The 18,672-nt window shown below is 69.2% G+C and carries 20 protein-coding genes and 1 pseudogene; 12 read left to right on the top strand and 9 right to left on the bottom strand.

The genetic code is table 11. The features are described 5' to 3' along the window. Positions 1-19 precede the first annotated feature (19 nt). The 4 genes and pseudogenes from AB0K82_RS02305 to AB0K82_RS02290 all read right to left on the bottom strand — a co-directional run bounded on the left by AB0K82_RS02305 (position 20) and on the right by AB0K82_RS02290 (position 3,922). Positions 20-493 (bottom strand): hypothetical protein, encoded by a 474-nt coding sequence (locus AB0K82_RS02305; RefSeq protein WP_364391715.1) that lies wholly within the window; start codon positions 491-493, stop codon positions 20-22. A gap of 555 nt (positions 494-1,048) precedes the next feature. Beyond that, a pseudogene (locus AB0K82_RS02300) lies at positions 1,049-1,293 on the bottom strand (transposase); the annotation flags it as partial. A 482-nt stretch (positions 1,294-1,775) separates the two neighbouring features. Then, on the bottom strand, positions 1,776-2,651 hold the full coding sequence (locus tag AB0K82_RS02295) for an SDR family NAD(P)-dependent oxidoreductase (protein ID WP_364391713.1): 876 nt from the start codon (positions 2,649-2,651) through the stop codon (positions 1,776-1,778). 71 nt (positions 2,652-2,722) lie between these two features. After that, positions 2,723-3,922 carry an MFS transporter gene (locus AB0K82_RS02290; RefSeq protein ID WP_364391711.1) on the bottom strand — a complete coding sequence of 400 codons (1,200 nt, stop codon included), beginning with the start codon at positions 3,920-3,922 and terminating at the stop codon, positions 2,723-2,725. A gap of 79 nt (positions 3,923-4,001) precedes the next feature. Between AB0K82_RS02290 and AB0K82_RS02285 the strand changes: the two genes are divergently transcribed. From AB0K82_RS02285 to fumC, 6 genes are all read left to right on the top strand, one after another. Next, complete coding sequence (locus AB0K82_RS02285; protein ID WP_364391709.1) at positions 4,002-4,571, top strand: TetR/AcrR family transcriptional regulator; 570 nt, start codon at positions 4,002-4,004, stop codon at positions 4,569-4,571. A gap of 112 nt (positions 4,572-4,683) precedes the next feature. Next, positions 4,684-5,253, top strand: coding sequence for a hypothetical protein (locus tag AB0K82_RS02280; protein ID WP_364391706.1), 570 nt, complete (start codon positions 4,684-4,686; stop codon positions 5,251-5,253). A 46-nt stretch (positions 5,254-5,299) separates the two neighbouring features. Next, positions 5,300-6,439 carry a histidine kinase gene (locus tag AB0K82_RS02275; RefSeq protein WP_364391704.1) on the top strand — a complete coding sequence of 380 codons (1,140 nt, stop codon included), beginning with the start codon at positions 5,300-5,302 and terminating at the stop codon, positions 6,437-6,439. Further along, positions 6,436-7,095, top strand: coding sequence for a response regulator transcription factor (locus AB0K82_RS02270; RefSeq protein ID WP_364391701.1), 660 nt, complete (start codon positions 6,436-6,438; stop codon positions 7,093-7,095). The genes AB0K82_RS02275 and AB0K82_RS02270 overlap by 4 nt, the downstream gene beginning before the upstream one ends. 231 nt (positions 7,096-7,326) lie before the next feature. Further along, on the top strand, positions 7,327-9,012 hold the full coding sequence (locus tag AB0K82_RS02265; RefSeq protein ID WP_364391698.1) for an NAD-dependent malic enzyme: 1,686 nt from the start codon (positions 7,327-7,329) through the stop codon (positions 9,010-9,012). Next, entirely contained in the window at positions 9,009-10,472 is a 1,464-nt protein-coding gene (gene fumC, locus AB0K82_RS02260) for a class II fumarate hydratase (RefSeq protein WP_364391696.1), read from the top strand. Before AB0K82_RS02265 ends, fumC begins: the two co-directional genes overlap by 4 nt. A gap of 139 nt (positions 10,473-10,611) precedes the next feature. Here fumC and AB0K82_RS02255 read toward each other — a convergent pair whose 3' ends face one another. The 3 genes from AB0K82_RS02255 to AB0K82_RS02245 all read right to left on the bottom strand — a co-directional run bounded on the left by AB0K82_RS02255 (position 10,612) and on the right by AB0K82_RS02245 (position 12,939). Then, the gene (locus tag AB0K82_RS02255) at positions 10,612-11,184 is read right to left on the bottom strand and encodes a TetR/AcrR family transcriptional regulator (RefSeq protein WP_364391693.1); all 573 of its coding nucleotides are present in this window, start codon (positions 11,182-11,184) and stop codon (positions 10,612-10,614) included. A 167-nt stretch (positions 11,185-11,351) separates the two neighbouring features. Next, entirely contained in the window at positions 11,352-12,743 is a 1,392-nt protein-coding gene (locus tag AB0K82_RS02250; RefSeq protein WP_364391691.1) for an amidase, read from the bottom strand. Continuing rightward, positions 12,730-12,939 carry a hypothetical protein gene (locus AB0K82_RS02245; protein ID WP_364391689.1) on the bottom strand — a complete coding sequence of 70 codons (210 nt, stop codon included), beginning with the start codon at positions 12,937-12,939 and terminating at the stop codon, positions 12,730-12,732. Before AB0K82_RS02245 ends, AB0K82_RS02250 begins: the two co-directional genes overlap by 14 nt. Positions 12,940-13,066: 127 nt before the next feature. Between AB0K82_RS02245 and AB0K82_RS02240 the strand changes: the two genes are divergently transcribed. Continuing rightward, a complete protein-coding gene (locus tag AB0K82_RS02240; protein WP_364391687.1) occupies positions 13,067-14,338 on the top strand; it encodes an MFS transporter in 1,272 nt (423 codons plus the stop codon). 24 nt (positions 14,339-14,362) lie between these two features. Further along, positions 14,363-15,262 (top strand): MBL fold metallo-hydrolase, encoded by a 900-nt coding sequence (locus AB0K82_RS02235; protein ID WP_364391685.1) that lies wholly within the window; start codon positions 14,363-14,365, stop codon positions 15,260-15,262. Between the two features lie 70 nt (positions 15,263-15,332). Here the strand turns inward: AB0K82_RS02235 and AB0K82_RS02230 are convergent, their stop codons facing one another. Next, positions 15,333-15,707 (bottom strand): ATP-binding protein, encoded by a 375-nt coding sequence (locus AB0K82_RS02230; protein ID WP_364391682.1) that lies wholly within the window; start codon positions 15,705-15,707, stop codon positions 15,333-15,335. A gap of 253 nt (positions 15,708-15,960) precedes the next feature. Between AB0K82_RS02230 and AB0K82_RS02225 the strand changes: the two genes are divergently transcribed. Beyond that, the gene (locus tag AB0K82_RS02225) at positions 15,961-16,764 is read left to right on the top strand and encodes a helix-turn-helix transcriptional regulator (RefSeq protein WP_364391679.1); all 804 of its coding nucleotides are present in this window, start codon (positions 15,961-15,963) and stop codon (positions 16,762-16,764) included. Beyond that, positions 16,761-16,856 (top strand): DUF397 domain-containing protein, encoded by a 96-nt coding sequence (locus AB0K82_RS02220; RefSeq protein ID WP_364391677.1) that lies wholly within the window; start codon positions 16,761-16,763, stop codon positions 16,854-16,856. The genes AB0K82_RS02225 and AB0K82_RS02220 overlap by 4 nt, the downstream gene beginning before the upstream one ends. Positions 16,857-16,993: 137 nt before the next feature. Here AB0K82_RS02220 and AB0K82_RS02215 read toward each other — a convergent pair whose 3' ends face one another. Then, positions 16,994-17,395 carry a hypothetical protein gene (locus tag AB0K82_RS02215; RefSeq protein WP_364391675.1) on the bottom strand — a complete coding sequence of 134 codons (402 nt, stop codon included), beginning with the start codon at positions 17,393-17,395 and terminating at the stop codon, positions 16,994-16,996. Positions 17,396-17,589: 194 nt separating this feature from the next. Here AB0K82_RS02215 and AB0K82_RS02210 point away from each other — a divergent pair, with 194 nt between their 5' ends. Together AB0K82_RS02210 and AB0K82_RS02205 are read left to right on the top strand one after the other, a co-directional pair. Further along, positions 17,590-18,057 (top strand): hypothetical protein, encoded by a 468-nt coding sequence (locus tag AB0K82_RS02210; RefSeq protein WP_364391673.1) that lies wholly within the window; start codon positions 17,590-17,592, stop codon positions 18,055-18,057. Positions 18,058-18,130: 73 nt separating this feature from the next. Beyond that, the gene (locus AB0K82_RS02205) at positions 18,131-18,433 is read left to right on the top strand and encodes a hypothetical protein (protein WP_364391670.1); all 303 of its coding nucleotides are present in this window, start codon (positions 18,131-18,133) and stop codon (positions 18,431-18,433) included. The last annotated feature ends 239 nt before the right edge of the window (positions 18,434-18,672 follow it).

Raw genomic sequence — 18,672 nt, 5'->3', positions numbered from 1 at the left:
ACCCATGGCGACAGTCAGATCACTGCCCAGTCGGCGCCCCTACGACCGGCGGCACACCCACCCGAGGATCCCAGTTGCAACTGCCCCAGAAGACGCAGACCTTGAGCTTCGCCTTCTTCTCGTTCTTGTTCTTGTTCCAGCTCCAGTTCCAATTGTCGCTCTTTGAGTCGGCCTCCTGCTTCTGCTTCTGCTTGTTGTTAATCTTGACCTTCTGGTTCTGCCAGTTGTTGTTCTTGTTCTCGTTGTCGTTCTTCGACTTCTGCTTCGCCTCGGCCTCGGACCGGCTGTCGTTATCGTTCTTCGACTTCTGCTTCGCCTCGGCCTCGGACCGGCTGTCGCTGTCATTGTCATCGCCGTAGTGGGAGGTGGTCCGCTGCGATGCGACGCCCACCGTGGCGGCGCCCGCAGGAGTGGCCACGCCCACCGTAATGGCAGCAGCACTGGCGAGGGTCAGGCCGGACAAGGTCAGTGCCATGCAGTTCGACGTCTTCATGAAATACCCTTTCATCAAGTAGTGAACATGATGGTTAATGTCCATATGGAAACCAGATCCCGATTCGATCGCACGACGCCCAACAGAAGCCCTTCGTGGGTCCACTGATGGATCATGTCGCATGGTCCGGATATGTGATCCCCTGCGACCAACAGGGCGAAACCCGGCAATGTCAGATTTGGCATTCCAGGAAAGCGATCCGACAGCAATCAATAGACGCTGTCTCATAAGACTTCCTTATGATGCGCCATATCCATACATGTCCGACCGAAGCCCGGCTATTCATGATCGTCGCCGATTGGCCGAGATCGTTCCCGTCTCCGCCACCAATGGCCGGGCTGCGCGAATAGGCACCGGCCGAAAGGCTGTCACATCTGTGACAGTGAATAGACGAGGTGGGTCCGACTCAACAAGTGGGACGGCCTGCGATGGCGACGCGGACACCGAGGCGACCGTAAACCACTGGCCGCTCGGCCACCTGTACCGTGGTGGTCAGTCCTGGCCCTGCAGGCGTCGCATCACCTCGGGCGGCGTCCCGCTGCCCGCCCCATGATGCGCCCACACCCGGACGCGGCTCCACTCGGCGAACCTCCGGTACACCGTCTGCCACGACGCCCCGAAGACCGGCGGCAACTGCCGCCAGGTGCAGCCCGAGGTCGCCACGAACACGATCGCCGCCAGCACCTGCCGATCGTCGTACCGGCGCCGACCACCGCCCTGGGCCGTGTCGGCTTCGGCGGCACGGCCCGTTCGAACAACTCCCACAACTCATCAGGAACCAGACGTTCCACCATCGACACGGCAGGATCCTACTGATCACCCCAAATGAAACGAGGTCTTAGCAGCTCTGAGGCTTGCGGAGCGCCCTCGCCGTCCATCTGATACGGAACCTCTCGAGCAGGATTGCTTGTCAACAGGAATAACCTAAGCTGAGCGCCACAGCAGCACATGATGCTTAGGCAGGGGAGTCGTCCGATAGGACTGCTCCCCATCGCCTTTTCCGGGGCAGCGTTCCTGTGAACGACCTCTTCGCCATCGACTACCCAGTCTGATCGATGATGCCTTATTCGGCCATCGATTCGGAAATATCCATTGAGCAGAGGGCCCTAACAATGGGTCACTTGCCGCGATATTTACGTATCTGTGCCAGGTACCCACGTCAGACGTGCCACGGTCGGGAACAGCGGAAGACGCTCACCTCATCGGTATCCCGGACGTGGTGCTGCCGCCGGTGTCCGTGTTCTCGCTGGGGAGCACGGACGCCGACGGCGGGGGCGCAGGGTCAGGCGGCCTGGAGTGGTGTGGTGGGGAAGGGCACGCCGGTGAGGCGCCGGCTGATCTCCCGCAGGCGGGTGCGGGCAGCGGGGTCGTAGGCCTGGTGGTGGGCGCGGGCGGGGCGGGCCCGGTTGAAGTAGGTGCCGGTGACCTCGGCCAGGGCGGGGTCGGTGACCAGGCGGGCGGTGTGGGTGACGCCTTCCTCCAGGGTGCTCTGCACGGTGAACAGGTGGGTGACGATCTTGGTGGGCATGTAGGAGGCGGGGTGCAGGGCGTTGACGGTGACGCCGTGGTCGCGCAGGAGTTCGGCGTGGTCGAAGGTGAGCATGATCTGGGCGAGTTTGGCCTGGCAGTAGGCCTGCACGCCGTCCCAGTGGCGCTCCAGCAGCACGTCGTCGAAGTCCAGGGGCGACTGCCCTGCGGAGCTGACGTTGACGATCCTGGCGGGGGCCGGGTGGGTGGTGGTCGAACGCGTGGCGGCGGTGCGGGCCAGTAGCGGGGTGAGCAGGGAGCTGAGCATGTAGGTGGCCAGGTAGTCGACCTGGAAGGTCAGCTCCAGACCGTCGGCGCTGCGCTGGGGGGCCGTCTCGACGCCGATTCCGGCGTTGTTGACCAGTACGTCCAGCCGGTCGCGGCCGGCCAGGCGGTCGGCCAGGGCGCGGATCTGGTCGATGGAGGCGAAGTCGGCCTGTTCGAAGGTGAGCCGGTCGTTGCCGGTCCGGTCGTGTAGTTCGGTCAGCAGTGCCTCGCCCTTGGCCGGGTTGCGGCCGTGCAGGATCAAGGTGGCGCCCTGGGCGGCCAGGCGGTGGGCCAGGGCGCGGCCGAGCCCGTCGGTGGCGCCGGTGATCAGGATGGTCCGGTCGTGCGGTTCGTGGGTGGTCACGGGATTCGGCCTCGCAGTTCGGTCGTGAGAAGAGGGGTGGGGCGGGGTCCGTTGCCGCCGGCGGTGGAAGGTCAGTGGTGTGCGGGGGCGGGGGTGGCGGCCGGGGCCGTCGCGCGGGTGGGGCGCGGGCGCAGCGAGGCGGCGTGCGCACCGGCGGCCAGGGCCAGCGGCAGCAGCGCCAGGGCCGGGAGCCAGCGGCCGCCCAGGGCGGGCAGCAGGCCGCTGCCGAGCAGGCTGCCCAGGCTCATGCCCAGGTACAGGGCCGAGGCGTTCAGGGCCAGCAGGATGCCGCGCTGCTCCGGCAGCAACTCCACCAGGCGGGCCTGCTGCGGGGCCATGAACAAGGTGTTGAAGAAGGCCCAGAAGGCGAACACCGTGACACCGGCCGCGGGCAGGGCGGGCACGCCGGCCAGCGCCAGGAAGGTGACGCTCAGCCCGGCCAGCGCCAGTGCGATGGTGCGCCCGCCGCCCAGACGGGTGTAGACGCGGGCCCCGGCGGCGTTGCCGACCATGCCCAGGGCGCCGAAGACCAGCAGGGTCAACGACACCAGGCCGGGACCGGCGCCGAACCGGGTGGCCAGGTAGACCCCGGCGACCCCGTAGACGGTGAACTGGGCGGTCAGCACGAGCAGCGTGGTGACGATCATCGATGCGGCTCCGGGGGTGCGCAGCACCCCGGCGAAGGCCCGCGCGGTGGGGGCCGGGCCGGCCGCCACCGGCGGCAGCAGCGCCGCCAGCAGCCCGCCCGCCACCAGGGTCAGCGCCACCACCGCGGCGATCGTGGCCCGCCAGCCGATCGCGGTGCCCGCGGCCGAGGCCAGCGGCACGCCCAGCACGGTGGCGGCGGTCATCCCGCCGAACACCACCGCGAGCGCGCGGGGGCGCTGCTCGGCCGGCACGATCATCGAGCCGGTGGCCGAGGCGGCCGGTCCGAAGATCGCCGCACCCAGGCCGGCGGCCACCCGGGCGGCGACCAGGGCCGCGAAGGTGGGGGCCGCCGCGCTCGCGATGCCGCCGATCGTCATCAGCGCCAGGCCCAGCAGCAGCACCCGACGGCGGTCCAGGCGGCCCAGGGCGATCGTCGCGATCGGGGCGGCCAGGGCGAACACCAGGGAGAAGACGGTGACCAGGGTGCCGACGGTGGCGGCCGGCACCCGCAGGTCGGCGGCGATCGGGCCGCTGAGGCCGACCACCGCCAGCGAGGCGGTGCCCAGCGCGAAGTAACCCAGGGCCAGCGACAGGAGCGCGGGGGTGGAGGAACGGGGGTGCACGGCCCCTCCTTTTCAATACGGAACGTTGCGTATGAGATTTAAATACGGACCGGTGCGTATGTCAAATAGACTGCGGGCCATGACCGGACGACCCCGCGACCCCGCCGTCGACGACGCCATCCGCCAGGCCGCCCTGGACCTGATCACCGAGCAGGGCTACCGGGGGATGAGCATGGAGGGCATCGCCGCCCGCAGCGGCGTGTCCAAGCAGGCGGTCTACCGCCGCTACCCGGGCAAGGGCGAGGTGATCCTGGACGTGCTGGCCGCCTACGCCCGCACCCGGCTGCCCACGCCCGACACCGGCGACCTGCGCGAGGACCTGCTGACCCTGCTGGAGGAGACCTTCGCCGCCCAGCGCGGCGCGCCCGGCGCACTCAACCAGGCCCTGGCCGCCGAGGCGCTGCAGGCCCCCGCCTTCGCCCAGCGTGTGAGCAGCGAACTGATCGCGGCGCGCCGTGACGCCGTCCGCCAGATCCTCAGCCGGGCACGGGACCGGGGGCAGGTCACCCACCCCGACGACGAGGTGCTCATCGACCTGGTCTTCGGCCCGATGTGGTACGCGCTGCTGTTCGACCCCGGTAAGCTCACCGACGCCTACGCCGCCGCGCTCACCGACGCCGTCATCACGGCGGCCACCCACACGCCCTGACCGCGCATCGGTCGTGCGAGGGAGGCCGGAAGATGGCTCGCACCGGCGATCCCCCGACGGCCGGTAATCCCGAGGATTGCCTCATCAGTCAACGTCTTCCTCGGGAGCGACCGTGAACACCACCCGGATCTCTTTCATCGCCGCGCCCGCCCTGATGGGCGCGTACGGCGTGGTCCGCCTGATCGACCGCACGAGCCGCCTCGGCTGGACGGTCGGGCACCTGCTGATGCTCGCGGGTCTCTTTCTGTTCGCCCTGGTCATCGTCGGGCTGCGCCAGACCGCCCCCGGCCGTACGGCCAGCGTGTTCGCCGGCCTGGGACTCATCGGGCTGGCCGCCTCGATCGCGCAGATCGGCATCGACATCGTCGTCGGCCTGCTCGCCCGCGACGCCGCCGACAAGGAGCACATGTTCCACCAGATCCAGCAGGTCCCCGGCGTGACGCCGGTCGTCTACACCGTCGTGCCGATCCTGTTCTACGTCGGGCTGCTCGGGCTCACGGTCACGGCGGCCGTCGTGACCGCGCGGGTCGTCCCCTGGTGGACGCCCGTCCTCGTCCTGGCCGGCACGGTCGCCGCGGCGGCGAGCCTGGACTTCATTCCCGCGGCCGGGATCCTCTACGTCCTCGCCCTCACGGCACCGGCCGTCCGCCATGCGCAGCGCGCCCCCCACGCGATCGCGTGACGGGCGGCCACCTCGTACGGACGCCGGAAGCCGAAAGGATGCCCACGTGAGTGCGCTGAAGGACCGCGTGCCCCCCGGCGCGCGGCCGTACGTCGCGGACACGGGGGTCGCCCTGCTCGTGCTCGCCGTGCTGTACACCCCGTTGGTGATCACCCGGTCGGAGCAGCCGGGGCCGTTCTCGCCATGGGCCTGGGTGTTCATGGCCACTGCGGCATTGCCCCTCGTCGTCCGGCGGCGGTTCCCCCTCCTCTGCCTGGTGACCATCTACGGGTCGCTGATCGGATACAACACGCTGAACCACGCGGCGTCGGAGCCGATCGCCTGGGGGATGCTCGTGGCCCTCTACTCGCTCGCCTGGGTGGGACGGCGGTGGCATCGGTTCTTCGCCCTCGTGCTGGTCATCGTCACCAGCCTGGCCACCGTGAAGAGCCCGACGACGGCGCTGATCGGGATGCTCACCGGCTCGGGCGCCCTGATCCTCGGCACGATCGCGCAGCGGCGGGAGCAGCGCCTGCAGAGCCTGGCCTACCGCGCCGGCCAGCTCGAACGCGACCGTGCAGCCGATGCCGCCCGGGCGGTGGCCACCGAACGGGCCCGCATCGCCCGCGACATGCACGACGTGCTGGCCCACGCGGTCAGCCTGATGATCGTCCAGGCCGAGGCGGGGCCGGTCGCGGTCCGTACGATGCCGGACCGCGCGGAGCAGGCGTTCGACGCGATCGCCTCGGCCGGCCGGGACGCGATGACACAGCTCCGCCGTACGCTCGGCATCCTCAAGGAGGAGCAGGACACCGGCGTACGGGCGCCGCAGCCGACCGTCGCGGCCATCCCCTCGCTGGTGGCGCAGGTGCGCGAGACCGGGCTGGACGCGTCCTACTCGGCGTCCGGTGAGCCGGGTCGGCTGACGGCGGACGCGGAGGTGGCCGCCTTCCGTATCGTCCAGGAGGCGCTCACCAACACGCTCAAGCACGCGGCCGCCACCGAGGTGGCGGTCACCCTGGACTGGGGAGACTCTCTCATGATCACTGTTCGGGACGACGGGACCGGCGGCGGGACCCTGGGCGGCGGCGGCAACGGGCTGATCGGCATCCGCGAACGCGCCGCGGCCTGTGGCGGGACGGCGTCGGCGCACGGCGGCGCGCAGGGGTTCACCGTGACCACGACCCTGCCGGTGGTGGCCTCGTGAGCATCGGCGTCGTCATCGCCGACGACCAGGAACTGGTGCGCAGCGGCTTCGCGATGATCCTGGAGTCACAACCCGACATCACCGTGCTGGCCGAGGCGTCCGACGGCGCGGAGGCCGTCGCCGCGGTGACCGAACACCGGCCGGACGTGGTCCTGCTCGACATCCGCATGCCGGGCATGGACGGCATCGAGGCGGCCCGGGAGATCTGCGCCCGCACCTCGAGCCGGGCGCTGATGCTGACGACGTTCGACCAGGACGACTACGTGTACGACGCGCTGTACGCGGGTGCGAGCGGGTTCCTGCTCAAGGACGTACGCCGCGACGACCTCGTCCACGCCGTACGGGTGGTGGCGGCGGGCGAGTCACTGCTCGCCCCCACGGTGACGCGCCGGCTCATCTCCGACCTGACCGCGCGCCGGCCACGGGCGGCCGTCGCCCCGACCGGCCTGGACGCGCTCACGGGCCGGGAGCGGGAGACACTGGTACTGCTCGGCCGGGGCCTGTCCAACGCCGAGATCGCCACCGCCCTGGTCCTCAGCGAGCACACGGTGAAGACGCACGTCAGCAACGTGCTCACCAAACTGGGCCTGCGCGACCGCGTGCAGGCGGTCATCGCCGCCTACGAGTCCGGCCTGATCTCCCCCGGCTCCCCCTGACCGCGCCCCGCGCGGCGACGGCCGACCCGGGGACCCACGCCGTCGTACGGTCACGCGAAAGAGGACGGGATTCTTCGCACTTGGCGCGAATTGGGACTGGCTTTGCGCGATCGAGGTCCTCCCCCGGGCAGGGCTGTACGTGAACGAGGCCGTTCGCGAGGGGAGCGGGTCATGCTTCGGGAAGCGGAAGAAGGTCACGGGCGCGCGGCCGGAAGCCCTCGGCTCTTCGAGGTGACCGAAGACGGGTATGCCGCCTTCGCCCGGGGGCCGGCGATCCTGCGCGAACCGGTGCTGAACAAAGGGACCGCGTTCACCGTCGAGGAGCGCGACGAACTGGGGCTGCACGGCCTGCTGCCACCGGTGGTCGAGACGATCGACCGGCAGGCCGGCCGGGTGTACGCGCAGTACCGGGCACAGGCGACGGACCTGCTGAGGAACGTCTACCTGGAGGCCCTGCGCGACCGCAACGAGGTCCTGTACTACCGGCTGCTGTCGGACCATCTGCGGGAGATGCTCCCGATCGTCTACGACCCCACGGTCGCCCAGGCCATCAAGAACTACAGCGAGCAGTACCGGCGGCCCAGGGGCGTCTACCTGTCCATCGACGACGTGCCCGGTATCGGGCGCGCCTTCGCCAACCTCGGCCTGGACTCCGACGGCGTCGATCTGGTGGTGGCCTCCGACGCCGAGCAGATCCTGGGCATCGGCGACTGGGGCGTGGGCGGCGGAGCCGGCATCGCGGCCGGCAAGCTCGCCGTCTACACCGCCGCGGCCGGGATCGACCCGACCCGCGCCGTCCCGGTGGCGCTCGACGTCGGCACCGACAACACCGAGTTGCTGAACGACCCCGGATACGTCGGCAACCGGCACGCGCGGGTCCGTGGGCAGCGCTACGACGACTTCATCGACGCGTACGTGACCACGGTGACCCGGATGTTCCCCGGCGCCATGCTGCACTGGGAGGACTTCGGTCCCTCGAACGCCCGGCGGATCCTGGAGAAGTACACCGACCGGATCCCCACCTTCAACGACGACATGCAGGGCACCGGCGCCATCGTGCTGGCCGCGATGCTGGGCGCCGTACGCGTGTCCGAGACGCCGATGCGCGACCAGCGGATCGCCGTCTTCGGGGCCGGGACCGCGGGGACCGGGATCGCCGACCAGCTACGGGCCGCGATGGTCCGGGCCGGGTTGAGCGAGGAGGAGGCCACCCGCCGGATCTGGCCGGTCGACAAGCAGGGCCTGCTCACCGACGACATGACCGACCTGCGGGACTTCCAGGTGCCGTACGCGCGCCCCGCCGCCGAGGTCGCCGACTGGCAGAAGGACGCCGACGGCATCGGGCTGCTCGAGGTGGTCCGGCAGGTGAACCCCACCATGCTGCTGGGGACCTCGACGGCGCACGGCGCGTTCACCGAGCAGGTGGTATGCGCGATGGCCGCCCACGTGGACCGGCCGATCATCTTCCCGATCTCCAACCCGACCGAGCGGATCGAGGCGATGCCCGCCGACCTGCTGCGCTGGACCGACGGCCGGGCCCTGGTCGCCACGGGCATCCCGGTGAATCCGATCACCTACCGCCGCGTCACCTACGCGATCGCCCAGGCCAACAACGCCCTGCTGTACCCGGGCCTCGGCCTGGGGGCGATCGTGTCCCGTGCCCGGCGGATCAGCGACGGCATGCTCCAGGCCGCGGCCGAGGCCGTCGGCGGCATGGTCGACGTGGCCACGCCGGGCGCGTCGCTGCTCCCTCAGGTCGACGACCTGCGCGAGGTCTCGGCGACCGTCGCGGTCGCCGTCGCCGAACGGGCCGCCCGTGAGAACCTCGCCCGCGCCGACCTCAAAAACCCGGCCCGGCAGGTCCGCGACGCGATGTGGCAGCCGGTCTACCGGCCGGTCAGAGGGCGAAGGCCATGACGACCGGCGAGACACCCGTGGTCAAGGACCTGCCGATCGGGCTGACCGGCTCCGGTACCCGCACCGAGACCGACTCGATCGGCGAGATCGAGGTGCCCGCCGACCACTACTGGGGCGCGCAGACGCAACGATCGCTCGTACATTTCGCCATCGGCGACGACCGGATGCCGAAGGAGATCTACCACGCCTACGGCTACATCAAGAAGGCCGCCGCGATCGTCAACGGACAGGCCGGTCGGCTCCCCCGGTGGAAGGCCGAGCTGATCGCCCGCGTCGCCGACGAGGTGATCCACGGCGAGCTCGACGAGGAGTTCCCCCTCTACGTCTGGCAGACCGGCTCGGGCACCCAGTCGAACATGAACGTCAATGAGGTGATCTCCAACCGGGCGATCCAGCTGCTGGGCGGGCGGCTGGGCGGTAAGGATCCCATCCATCCGAACGACCATGTCAACATGGGCCAGTCCTCCAATGACACCTTCATCACCGCCATGCACATCGCCGCCGTCCAGATGATCGAGACCAGGCTGCTGCCCGCACTGGACCGGCTGCGGGACGCGGTGCACGCGAAGAGCCGCCAGTGGGAGCACGTGGTGAAGATCGGCCGTACCCACCTGGAGGACGCCACCCCGCTCACGGTCGGCCAGGAGTGGTCGGGCTACGCCGCCCAGCTCACCGACGCCATCGACCACCTCCGGCAGGTCGAACGTGAGCTGTACCGGCTGGCGATCGGTGGCACCGCGGTCGGCACCGGCCTGAACGCATCGCCCGGCTTCGGTGACGAGGTCGCCGCCCGGATCGCCGACCTGACCGGCCGGCCCTTCACCCGCGCGCCCAACGCGTTCGCCGCCCAGGCGTCCTGTGACGTCCTCGTACGCGTGTCGGCCGCCATCCGCGCGCTGGTCGCGCCCCTGTTCAAGTTCGCCAACGACCTGCGCTGGCTGGCGTCCGGACCGCGGACCGGCCTGCACGAGCTCGTCCTGCCCGCGAACGAGCCCGGGTCGTCGATCATGCCGGGCAAGGTCAACCCGACCCAGGCCGAGGCGATGCTGATGGTCGCCGTACAGGTGATCGGCAACGACACCGCCGTCTCGATCGCCGGGGGCGAAGGAAACTTCGAGCTCAACGCCTTCCGCCCGGTGATCATCTACAACGTCCTGCACTCGGTGCGGATCCTCGCGGACATGATCGAGCATTTCCGCGTCTACCTCGTCGAGGGCGCCAGGCTCAACACCCACCGCCTCACCGAGAACCTGGAACGCTCGATCATGATGGTCACCGCGCTCAGCCCGATCATCGGCTACGACAAGGCGGCCCGGATCGCCCACCGCGCCCTGGACGAAGGCCTGCCGCTGAAACAGGCGGCGCTGGAATGCGGGGTCAGCGCGGAACTGTACGACCGAGTCGTCGTACCGGAGGAACTCACCAGACCCGGAGTCGCCCACACCGCCGATGCGGGCTGACCGGCCTGCGCTTCGCCTACCGGCTCCCTCTGACGCGTACGGCCACGAGCGGCGCTGCTCCGGAGTTCGGCGCTGACCACCGCCGTCGTACGGAACGACACCACTACGTCGGCAATCCCGCGGGGCGCGGGTCGCGCGGTCAGTCGTCCTCCCCGGTCGCGCCGAGGAACTCGGTCACGATCCGGCGGGCGTACGCGGCGTCGAGCCCCGCCGGGCGGAAGAGGATGCGATACATCACGGGGGCGACGACGCGGTCCATGGTCGTCTCGACATCGGGGGCGTCCTCCCCCCGGTCGCGCGCACGGGCGAGGACGACGTCGATCTGTTCGGCCGCGTAGGCCGAGCACTGGCCGGCGTTGTTGCCGTCCGGGTCGCCGAGCAGAGCGTCACGGATGTAGGCGCGGCCCGAAGAGGAGGCCATCTCGTCGAGGAACTGTTCGGCCCAGGCCGTCATGTCGGTCCGCAGGTCACCGTGGTCCTCCGGCTCCGTGTCGGGCCGCAGCCGCTCCACCGCGACGTCTGAGAGCAGTTCCTGCAGGTCGCCCCAGCGGCGGTAGATCGTCGACGGGGTGACTCCGGCGCGTTGGGCGACCAGTGGCACTGTCAGCGCGTCGCGGCCCACCTCCGACAGGAGCTCGCGCACGGCGGTGTGTACCGACGCCTGGACCCGGGCGCTGCGCCCGCCTGGGCGCACTATCTGCCGACGACTCATGGCACCATCTTAAAGCGAAATCCTTGCTTTTAAGGCGAGCGCCTGTTCGACGTCTGGGTCAGAGCCCTCCCCTACCTCCTCGTCGCGGGCATCCCGTCCTGAACCCCACCGAAGCCGAACGGTGCGTGGGCCGGGCCTGCGATCTCGGCCCGGCCCACGCACCGCTCTCAGGCGACCGGCGCGAGCGCCCGGGCGGGCTGCGCCTGCTCATAGGCGTGACCGATCCGCAGGAGTACGCGCTCCCCGAGGGGCCGGCCGAGCAACTGCATGCCGATCGGCAGGCCCGCTGTGTCGTGACCGACCGGGACGGACAGCGCGGGCACCCCGGTGATGTTGGCGGGGGAGGAGAGGCGGACGAAGGCGTCGGAGACGCTCTCGACCGCGCCGTCGGACCAGGTGATCGTCTCCTCGCCGGCTCTGACCGCGGTCGTCGGGACCGTCGGGGCGGCGATCACGTCGACCTCCTCCAGGATGCGGGCCCACTTCCTCCGCATCAGTGTCCGCGAGCGCTGGGCGCGCAGGTAGTCACCGGCGCCCATCAGCTCGCCGGCCTCCAGGAGGATGCGGACGTCCGCCTGGTACTGCTCGGGGACCGTCCGCAGGGTGCTCTCGTGGTAGGCGGTGGCCTCCGGCACCATCAGTCCCCACTGGGTGGCCTGGATGTAGCGGGTCATCGGGATGTCGATCTCGATGAGCCGTGCGCCCAGCGCCTCCAACTGCGCGATCGCGCGCCGGACGGCGGCCTCCACCTCCGCGTCGACTTGGTCGAAGTAGTAGGTACGCGGCAGGCCGACGCGCAGCCCTGTCAGGTCTGACCCCGCACCGGGGCGGTGGTCGACGGCGGGGGTGGCCAGCGAAGCGGGGTCGCGCGGATCGTGCCCGGCGAGGGCGGTCAGGACCACGGCCGCGTCCTCGACGGTGCGGGTGATCGGGCCGACGTGGTCCAGCGACCAGGACAGGGACGTGACACCGTGGCGAGGGACGAGACCGTAGGTCGGTTTGAGGCCGACGACCCCGTTCAGCGCGGCGGGTACCCGGATCGATCCGCCGGTGTCGGTGCCCAGGGCGAAGGTCGCCGCGCCTGAGGCGACGGCGACGGCGGACCCTCCGCTGGAGCCGCCGGCGACCCTGCCGCGGTCCCAGGCGTTGTTGGTCTGCGGGGTGGTCAGGCCGTAGGCGAACTCGTGGGTGTGCGTCTTGCCGACCAGGATCGCGCCGGCGGCCCTCAGGCGCGCGGCGACCGTGCTGTCGGATGCCGCGCGGTGGCCGGCGCGGACCCGGGAGCTGGCCGTGGTGGGCGATCCGGCCACGTCGATCAGGTCCTTGAGCCCGGCCGGGATGCCGTGCAGCGGCCCTCGGTACCGGCCCTGTGCCGCTTCGCGCTCGGCCTCGCGCGCCGCCAGGCGGGCCTGCTCCGCGACGACCGTGACATAGGCATCAAGGTGCGGCTCCACCTGTTCGATGCGGTCGAGGACCGAGTCCACCAGTTCCACGGGGGACAGCCGCCGGGTCCGAATCGCCTCCGCGGCAGCGGCGAGGGACAGCTCATACGGCTGCATCGCGCTTCTCCTCCCCCGCGCGGTAGGCGCCGGCGAGTGGGGTGTCCCCGAAGTCCAGTTCCCGCAGGACCGCGACGACGGAGTGGATGTGATCGGCGGTGGCCGCGACCGCGGCGTGACGATCGGTCGGCAGCGGAAGTCCGGCACGGGCGGCCCAGCGGGCTGCCTCAGGCGGCGTGAGTTCGATGGAGGACACGGACCTCTCCTGATCGGGCCTGGAGTGACAAAGCACGCCACGCCAAAAGCTAACGGTTTGCTTTAGCTCGACTGTAGGTTCTACGGTGGCTTAACGCAAACGAATTGCTTTTGCGGGAAGGAGTTCCATGCCCAGCGTGAGGTACGACGCACCCGCGCCATGTTCCCTCCGGGCCGACCACGCCGCCCACGAGAAGAACCGCGCGGCTTCCTTCGTCCTCGACACGTCGGTGCTGGCGGCCCTCCTGGCCGCATCCAGTGCTCCGACGCCGCTCTACCCCCTCTACCAGGACCAGTGGGGTCTGTCCCCGCTCGCCGTGACGGTGGTCTTCAGCGCCTACGCACTGGCGCTGTTGGCGGCCCTGCTCACCACCGGAGCGCTCTCCGACCACCTCGGCCGGCGCCCCGTCCTGGCAGCCTCCCTGATCGTCGAGGCCGCCGCCATGGTTCTCCTGGCCTCAGCGGACGGGGCGGTCGTCCTGACAGCCGCGCGGTTCCTCCAGGGAGCGGCCACCGGCGCGGCCACCAGTGCTGCGGGCGCGGCTCTCCTCGACCTGGAGAACCCCCGGCACCCCGGCCGATCCGCACTCACCAACAGCATCGCGCCGGTCGCCGGCATGGCCATGGGCGTCCTCGCCTCCACCCTCCTCGTCCATTTCGCTCCCGCCCCCACCGTCACCGTCTACGCACTGCTGGCGGCGCTGTTCGTCATCCAGACGATCGCGGTCACGTTCACCACGGAGACAGTCCGTCGTCGCGCGGGCACGATGCGGTCGCTGACCCCCCGGCTCGGTGTCCCGCCCACGGCGCGCCACGCCTTGCCGGCCGTCGGCACCGGAATCGTCGCCATCTGGTCTCTGGGCGGCTTCTACTCCTCCCTCGGCCCGGCCTTCGTACGTCTGGTGGCCCCCGACGCCCCGCAGGCAGCCCGCGGCATGGTCTTCTTCACCCTCAGCGCCACCGCCGCGCTCACCGTGTGGGCGCTGCGCCGCACCGCGCCCCTCGCCACCTTGATCGGCGGTTGTCTGTCCGTCCTCCCCGCCACGGCTCTGACCCTGAGCGGTCTGCACGGTGCCGGACTGCTCGCCGTCCACGGCGGCGCGGCCCTGGCGGGCATCGCCTTCGGCGCCGTCTCCCAGGGGGCGCTGCGCATGCTTCTCGCCTCGCTCGACGAGCACGACCGCGCCGCGCCCCTGGCCGCCTACTACGTCCTCAGCTACCTCTCCATGAGCCTGCCCGCAGTCGCCGCGGGCGCCGTCACCCAGCAGTACGGGCTCGGGATCGCCTCGCACGCCTACGCCGTCATCGCGGCCCTCCTCGCCGTGGCAGCCCTGGCAGCGCTCGTCGCGCTACGGCGCCGGGCAGCCGCCGGCCACCCCTCGGCCGACCGCCTCGACTGAAGAGAGCAAAGGAAACGACGAACCATGCAGAACTCCCCTGCCACCCCCATCCCCTCCTGGACTGTGGGCGACGTCACCGTCCACCGCGTCGACGAAGTCCTTCTGCCGCCCGCGACCGGACCGTGGCTGCTGCCCGACGCCACCTCCGAGGTGGTGACCGCCCAGGACTGGCTGCACCCCCACTTCGCCGACCACGACGGCACCCTGCACATCGACAGCCACAGCTTCGCGTTCGCCGTGGACGGGCTGCGCGTCCTCGTCGACACCGGAATCGGCAACGGCAAGGAGCGGGCCAACCCGGCCTGGCACAACCTGCGGACCGACTTCCTGGAGCGACTCACCGCCGGCGGCTTCTCCCCGGACGCCGTCGACCTGGTGATCCTCACCCACCTGCATGCCGACCACGTCGGCTGGAACACGCGGAAGGTGAACGGCGATTGGGAGCCCACCTTCCCCAACGCCCGCTACCTCACCACCCGCACGGAACGGGAGTTCTGGGCCACGTACAACATGGAGGAGGCGCGCCGGCAGATGTTCCGCGACTCGGTGCTCCCGGTCGAACAGGCGGGCCTGCTGGCCCTGGTCGAGGTCCCGGCCGAGGGCACGGAGATCCTCCCAGGCCTGCGCCTGATCCCCACGCCCGGCCACACCCCCGGCCACGTCGCCGTCGAACTGACCAGCCAGGGCGAAAAGGCGCTGATCACGGGCGACTGCGTCCACCACCCGGTCCAGCTCGCCCACCCCGCCATCGGCGCCTGCGTCGACATCGACCCGCGGCAGTCCGAGGGGACGCGCCGTGAGCTGTTCGCCTCCCTCGCCGACACGGACACCCTCCTCCTTGGCACCCACTTCGCGCCGCCCACCGCCGGTCATGTGATCGCCGACGAGGGCTCCTACCGGCTGCTGCCCGTCCCCGCGGGCTGACCGCCGACCCGTCCCGACCCGTCCCGGTCGGCTGCGGCCGCCAACGCCGCCACCGACAGGCGCCGTACGGTCACGGCCAGCGTGGAAGAAGTTCGAACCACACCGCCTTTCCGTGCGCCGTGGGATGCCAGCCGGCGTCGATGGAGAGCGCGCCGACGATGAGGAGGCCGCGCCCGGTCGTGGCCTCCAGTCCCGGGTCCCTCGTGGCCGGCGGTTCACCGGACGGGTCGTGGACCTCCACGCGCAGCCGTTCGCCGTCCCGGATCAGGATGAGCCGTAGCGTCGAACCCGGCATCGCCGCGGCGTAGCGGACCGCGTTCGTGACGAGTTCGCAGCCGAGCAACTCGGCCGTGTCGGCGACGTCCGGAATCCCCCAGCCGAGAGAGACCGCCGTCAGAAAACGGCGCGCAGGCGTCGCCGATTCGGGTCGTATCGGAAGCCGCATCTCCCCGAGCAGCACCCCGTGAATCTCCCCGCGTTCCCAAGCGATACGACGTTCTTCTGCTATGCGATGCATGACCGGCACCGCCCCTCTCGGTCATTTGATTCCGCCGATTCGCCACCATCCTGGCCATGAACAACTACGCTGTGTGCAGGCGTGGATACCCAGCACGGAATGCCTTTCACTTCGTGAATTCGCCCCGCACTGAGGTGAGGGCCCGTGAACCCCCCGGAAAGCAGTACAGAAAGGGACATAGATGCGCAGTCCAACGCTGATCGCACTCGGTTCCGAACTACGCCGCTACCGACTCGCCGCCGACAACATGACCCAGGGCCAGCTCGCCAAGCTGATCAACTACTCGGAAGGAATGATCAGCAACGTCGAGACCGCCCAGAAGGTCCCCCGCCGCGACTTCGTCGAGCGCTGCGACAAGGCCCTCAAAACCGGCGGCACCCTCCTAGTCCTCCACGGCCTCCTCAAACACGAGACCCACCCGGTCGAGTCCTTCGCCCGCTACGCCGAAGCCGAGCACGAAGCCTCCGGAATCCACATGTGGGACGTCGTCGTGATCCCAGGCATCTTCCAGACCCCCGAGTACGCGCGCGCCCTGCTCACCGCCGGACGACCCGCCGCCCGACCAGAGGTCATCGACGACCTGGTCGCCGCCCGGATCGAGCGCCAGGGAATTCTGACCAGGGACAAGCCGCCAGTCATATGGGCGATCATCGACGAGTCGGTCCTCCGCCGAGAGATCGGCGATAAGGAGACGCAACGCGCTCAACTCGACAGACTGGCCGAACTCGCACAGCAACCGGGAATCAACATCCAGGTGATTCCCCACGCCGCCGGCGCCCACGCGGGACTGACCTCAAGCTTCACAATCTTGAGCTTCGACGAAGCGCCGGACATCGCTTACAGTGAAGATCCGGCGACCAGTCATCTCCACGAGAAGCCCGACCTCGTCAAAGCCCTACAGCAGACCTACGAAGCGCTCCGCGTCGTCGCTTTGCCGGTGTCCGCATCCTTGGACCTCATCCGGCAGGTCCGGGAGGAAACATGAACTCGAAAGCCTCCGACTGGCGAAAGTCCAGCCGCTCCGGCGCCAACGGCGGTCAATGCGTCGAGATCTCCGTCGTCACCGCGCACCCCTGACGGCGAGCCACCCACCTCAAGCGGCCGCGGCCACGGCAACGGCCAACTCGTTCGCGTACCGGAGTTGACTCTGCCGTGGGAGTGGTCACCGCGCCGACGGGCCAAAGGCTCGGAGAAGGGCAGATCACACGCCCAACTCATCCATGCGAATGGCCACATGCCAGACGCCCCGACGCTCGTTGACCGAGCCTTCGGCACCCGCCGCCGAGGCGCTCGAGGTAACCACGCAGCTCGGAAAACGTTAAATTACCGGACTTAAGCGTCAGTGGCGACAGCTCAAGAGCTGAACTCCACTGGTGGAGGTTCACTCCGTCGAGACTTACGTCGTGGCCGAACGCCTGTCCGATGACCAGACCGACGATCAGCGGGCCCACGATCTCCTCGCACATCCCGTAGCGAACGAGTGACGATGAGTCCAGACCGCGACTGGAGAGTTCACGGGCCGCCCCCAAGAACGCCTCACGGCGAGCCTGAGGCGTGGACTGGCGGAACACCGGTGCCCTGCGCAGAATCCCCCGCAGGGCGGTGACCAGGCTCACCGTGCGCCACTTTGGCCAGGGCTGGCACGAAACGTCCCTTAGGTAACTCTCGGTCGCATCGAAGGGCTTTCCCGTATCCAAACCGACCTGCCACCTCTGGAAATACCGGTCGCGTGATTTAACTTGGTAGGTGTGATGCCAACCATGATTGCGGATAGTATCCTACCCATGATCCTGCTAGCAAGGTGGGCTCCATGTCCGATTTGATCTTCCAGCCGACCGATCTTGCGAGCAAGCGGACCGAGTTCCTTGACGCTGCCCGCAGAGGGGAGGCGAGGCTTCGCGACAAGGATGGAACCAGCCTCGTCATGCTTCCGGAAAGCAAGCTTCGACTCCTCGAGACACTCACCAAGTGGGGAGGGGCGTACATGCGACTTGCGAGCCTGCTTCGCAGGCCCGAGCTTCCCCGCGCCAGCGAGTTGGGCGATCTGGCATGGCTTCGATCGTTCGGCCGTGAGGATCTTCAGGAGTTCGCGGACGAACTTCATGACTCCCTCGTCGCAGCCGAAGCAGATGGCGACACTGCAGTGCTCGACGAGTGCGTCAACGCGTGGCGCATCACCGCTCGACAACTAGAGGATCCCCTGCGGCGTTCCGTCCTGCTCGGAGCACACGACCCCGAAAACTACGTAGAGGTCAGCCCGCCAGATGACGCCCCCTAGCGCCTACGATCCCTACCGGCCGGCTCGCCGTCCCGGAGGCAGCCCGGATCAGGCTCCTCAATACCGGGTTCTGGTGCATCGTCAATTCCTCGGCCACTACCAGGAACTGACCGAGCGGGTCGGGATCAAACAGGCCCAGCAATTCTGGGATCATGTTTCCCAAAGACCCGGCCAGCCTGACCCGATCGCCCAGACCACTGTTCTGAAAGGTGCCGCTGGCCGACCGAAGGATCCAGGGTGGTCTCGAACCATCCATTACGAGCTCACGAGCTCAGCCCGCATCGACTATCAGTACTGTGACAAATACAAAGCGTCTTTTGACGGTGACCCTCACCCTGTTGTCGTTATCCTCACGATCAACTACAGCAGCCACTGATGGGCAGGATTGATCTGTCAGGTCAACGAAACGAAGGACAGCCCATGACTACTGGGACCATTGATCGCCTTGTTGACTCTCTTGAGGCCGGCGTCCTGGACGTGACCTCATTCATGATGGCTGTGGAAGAGCAGGCGGGCAGCATGGAACCGGTCCATGCATCACAACGCCTAGAGCGGTGACTCTGCCTGGCCGCTCGGTCACGTGTCGGTTCGGAGCCTCCGGCGGCCTTGCCGTCA

This window comes from Actinoallomurus sp. NPDC052274 (assembly GCF_040679475.1).
Classification (GTDB): domain Bacteria; phylum Actinomycetota; class Actinomycetes; order Streptosporangiales; family Streptosporangiaceae; genus Actinoallomurus; species Actinoallomurus liliacearum.
Note: the sequence above shows the minus strand (reverse complement) of the source record. Positions and strands in the feature narration are given on the sequence as shown.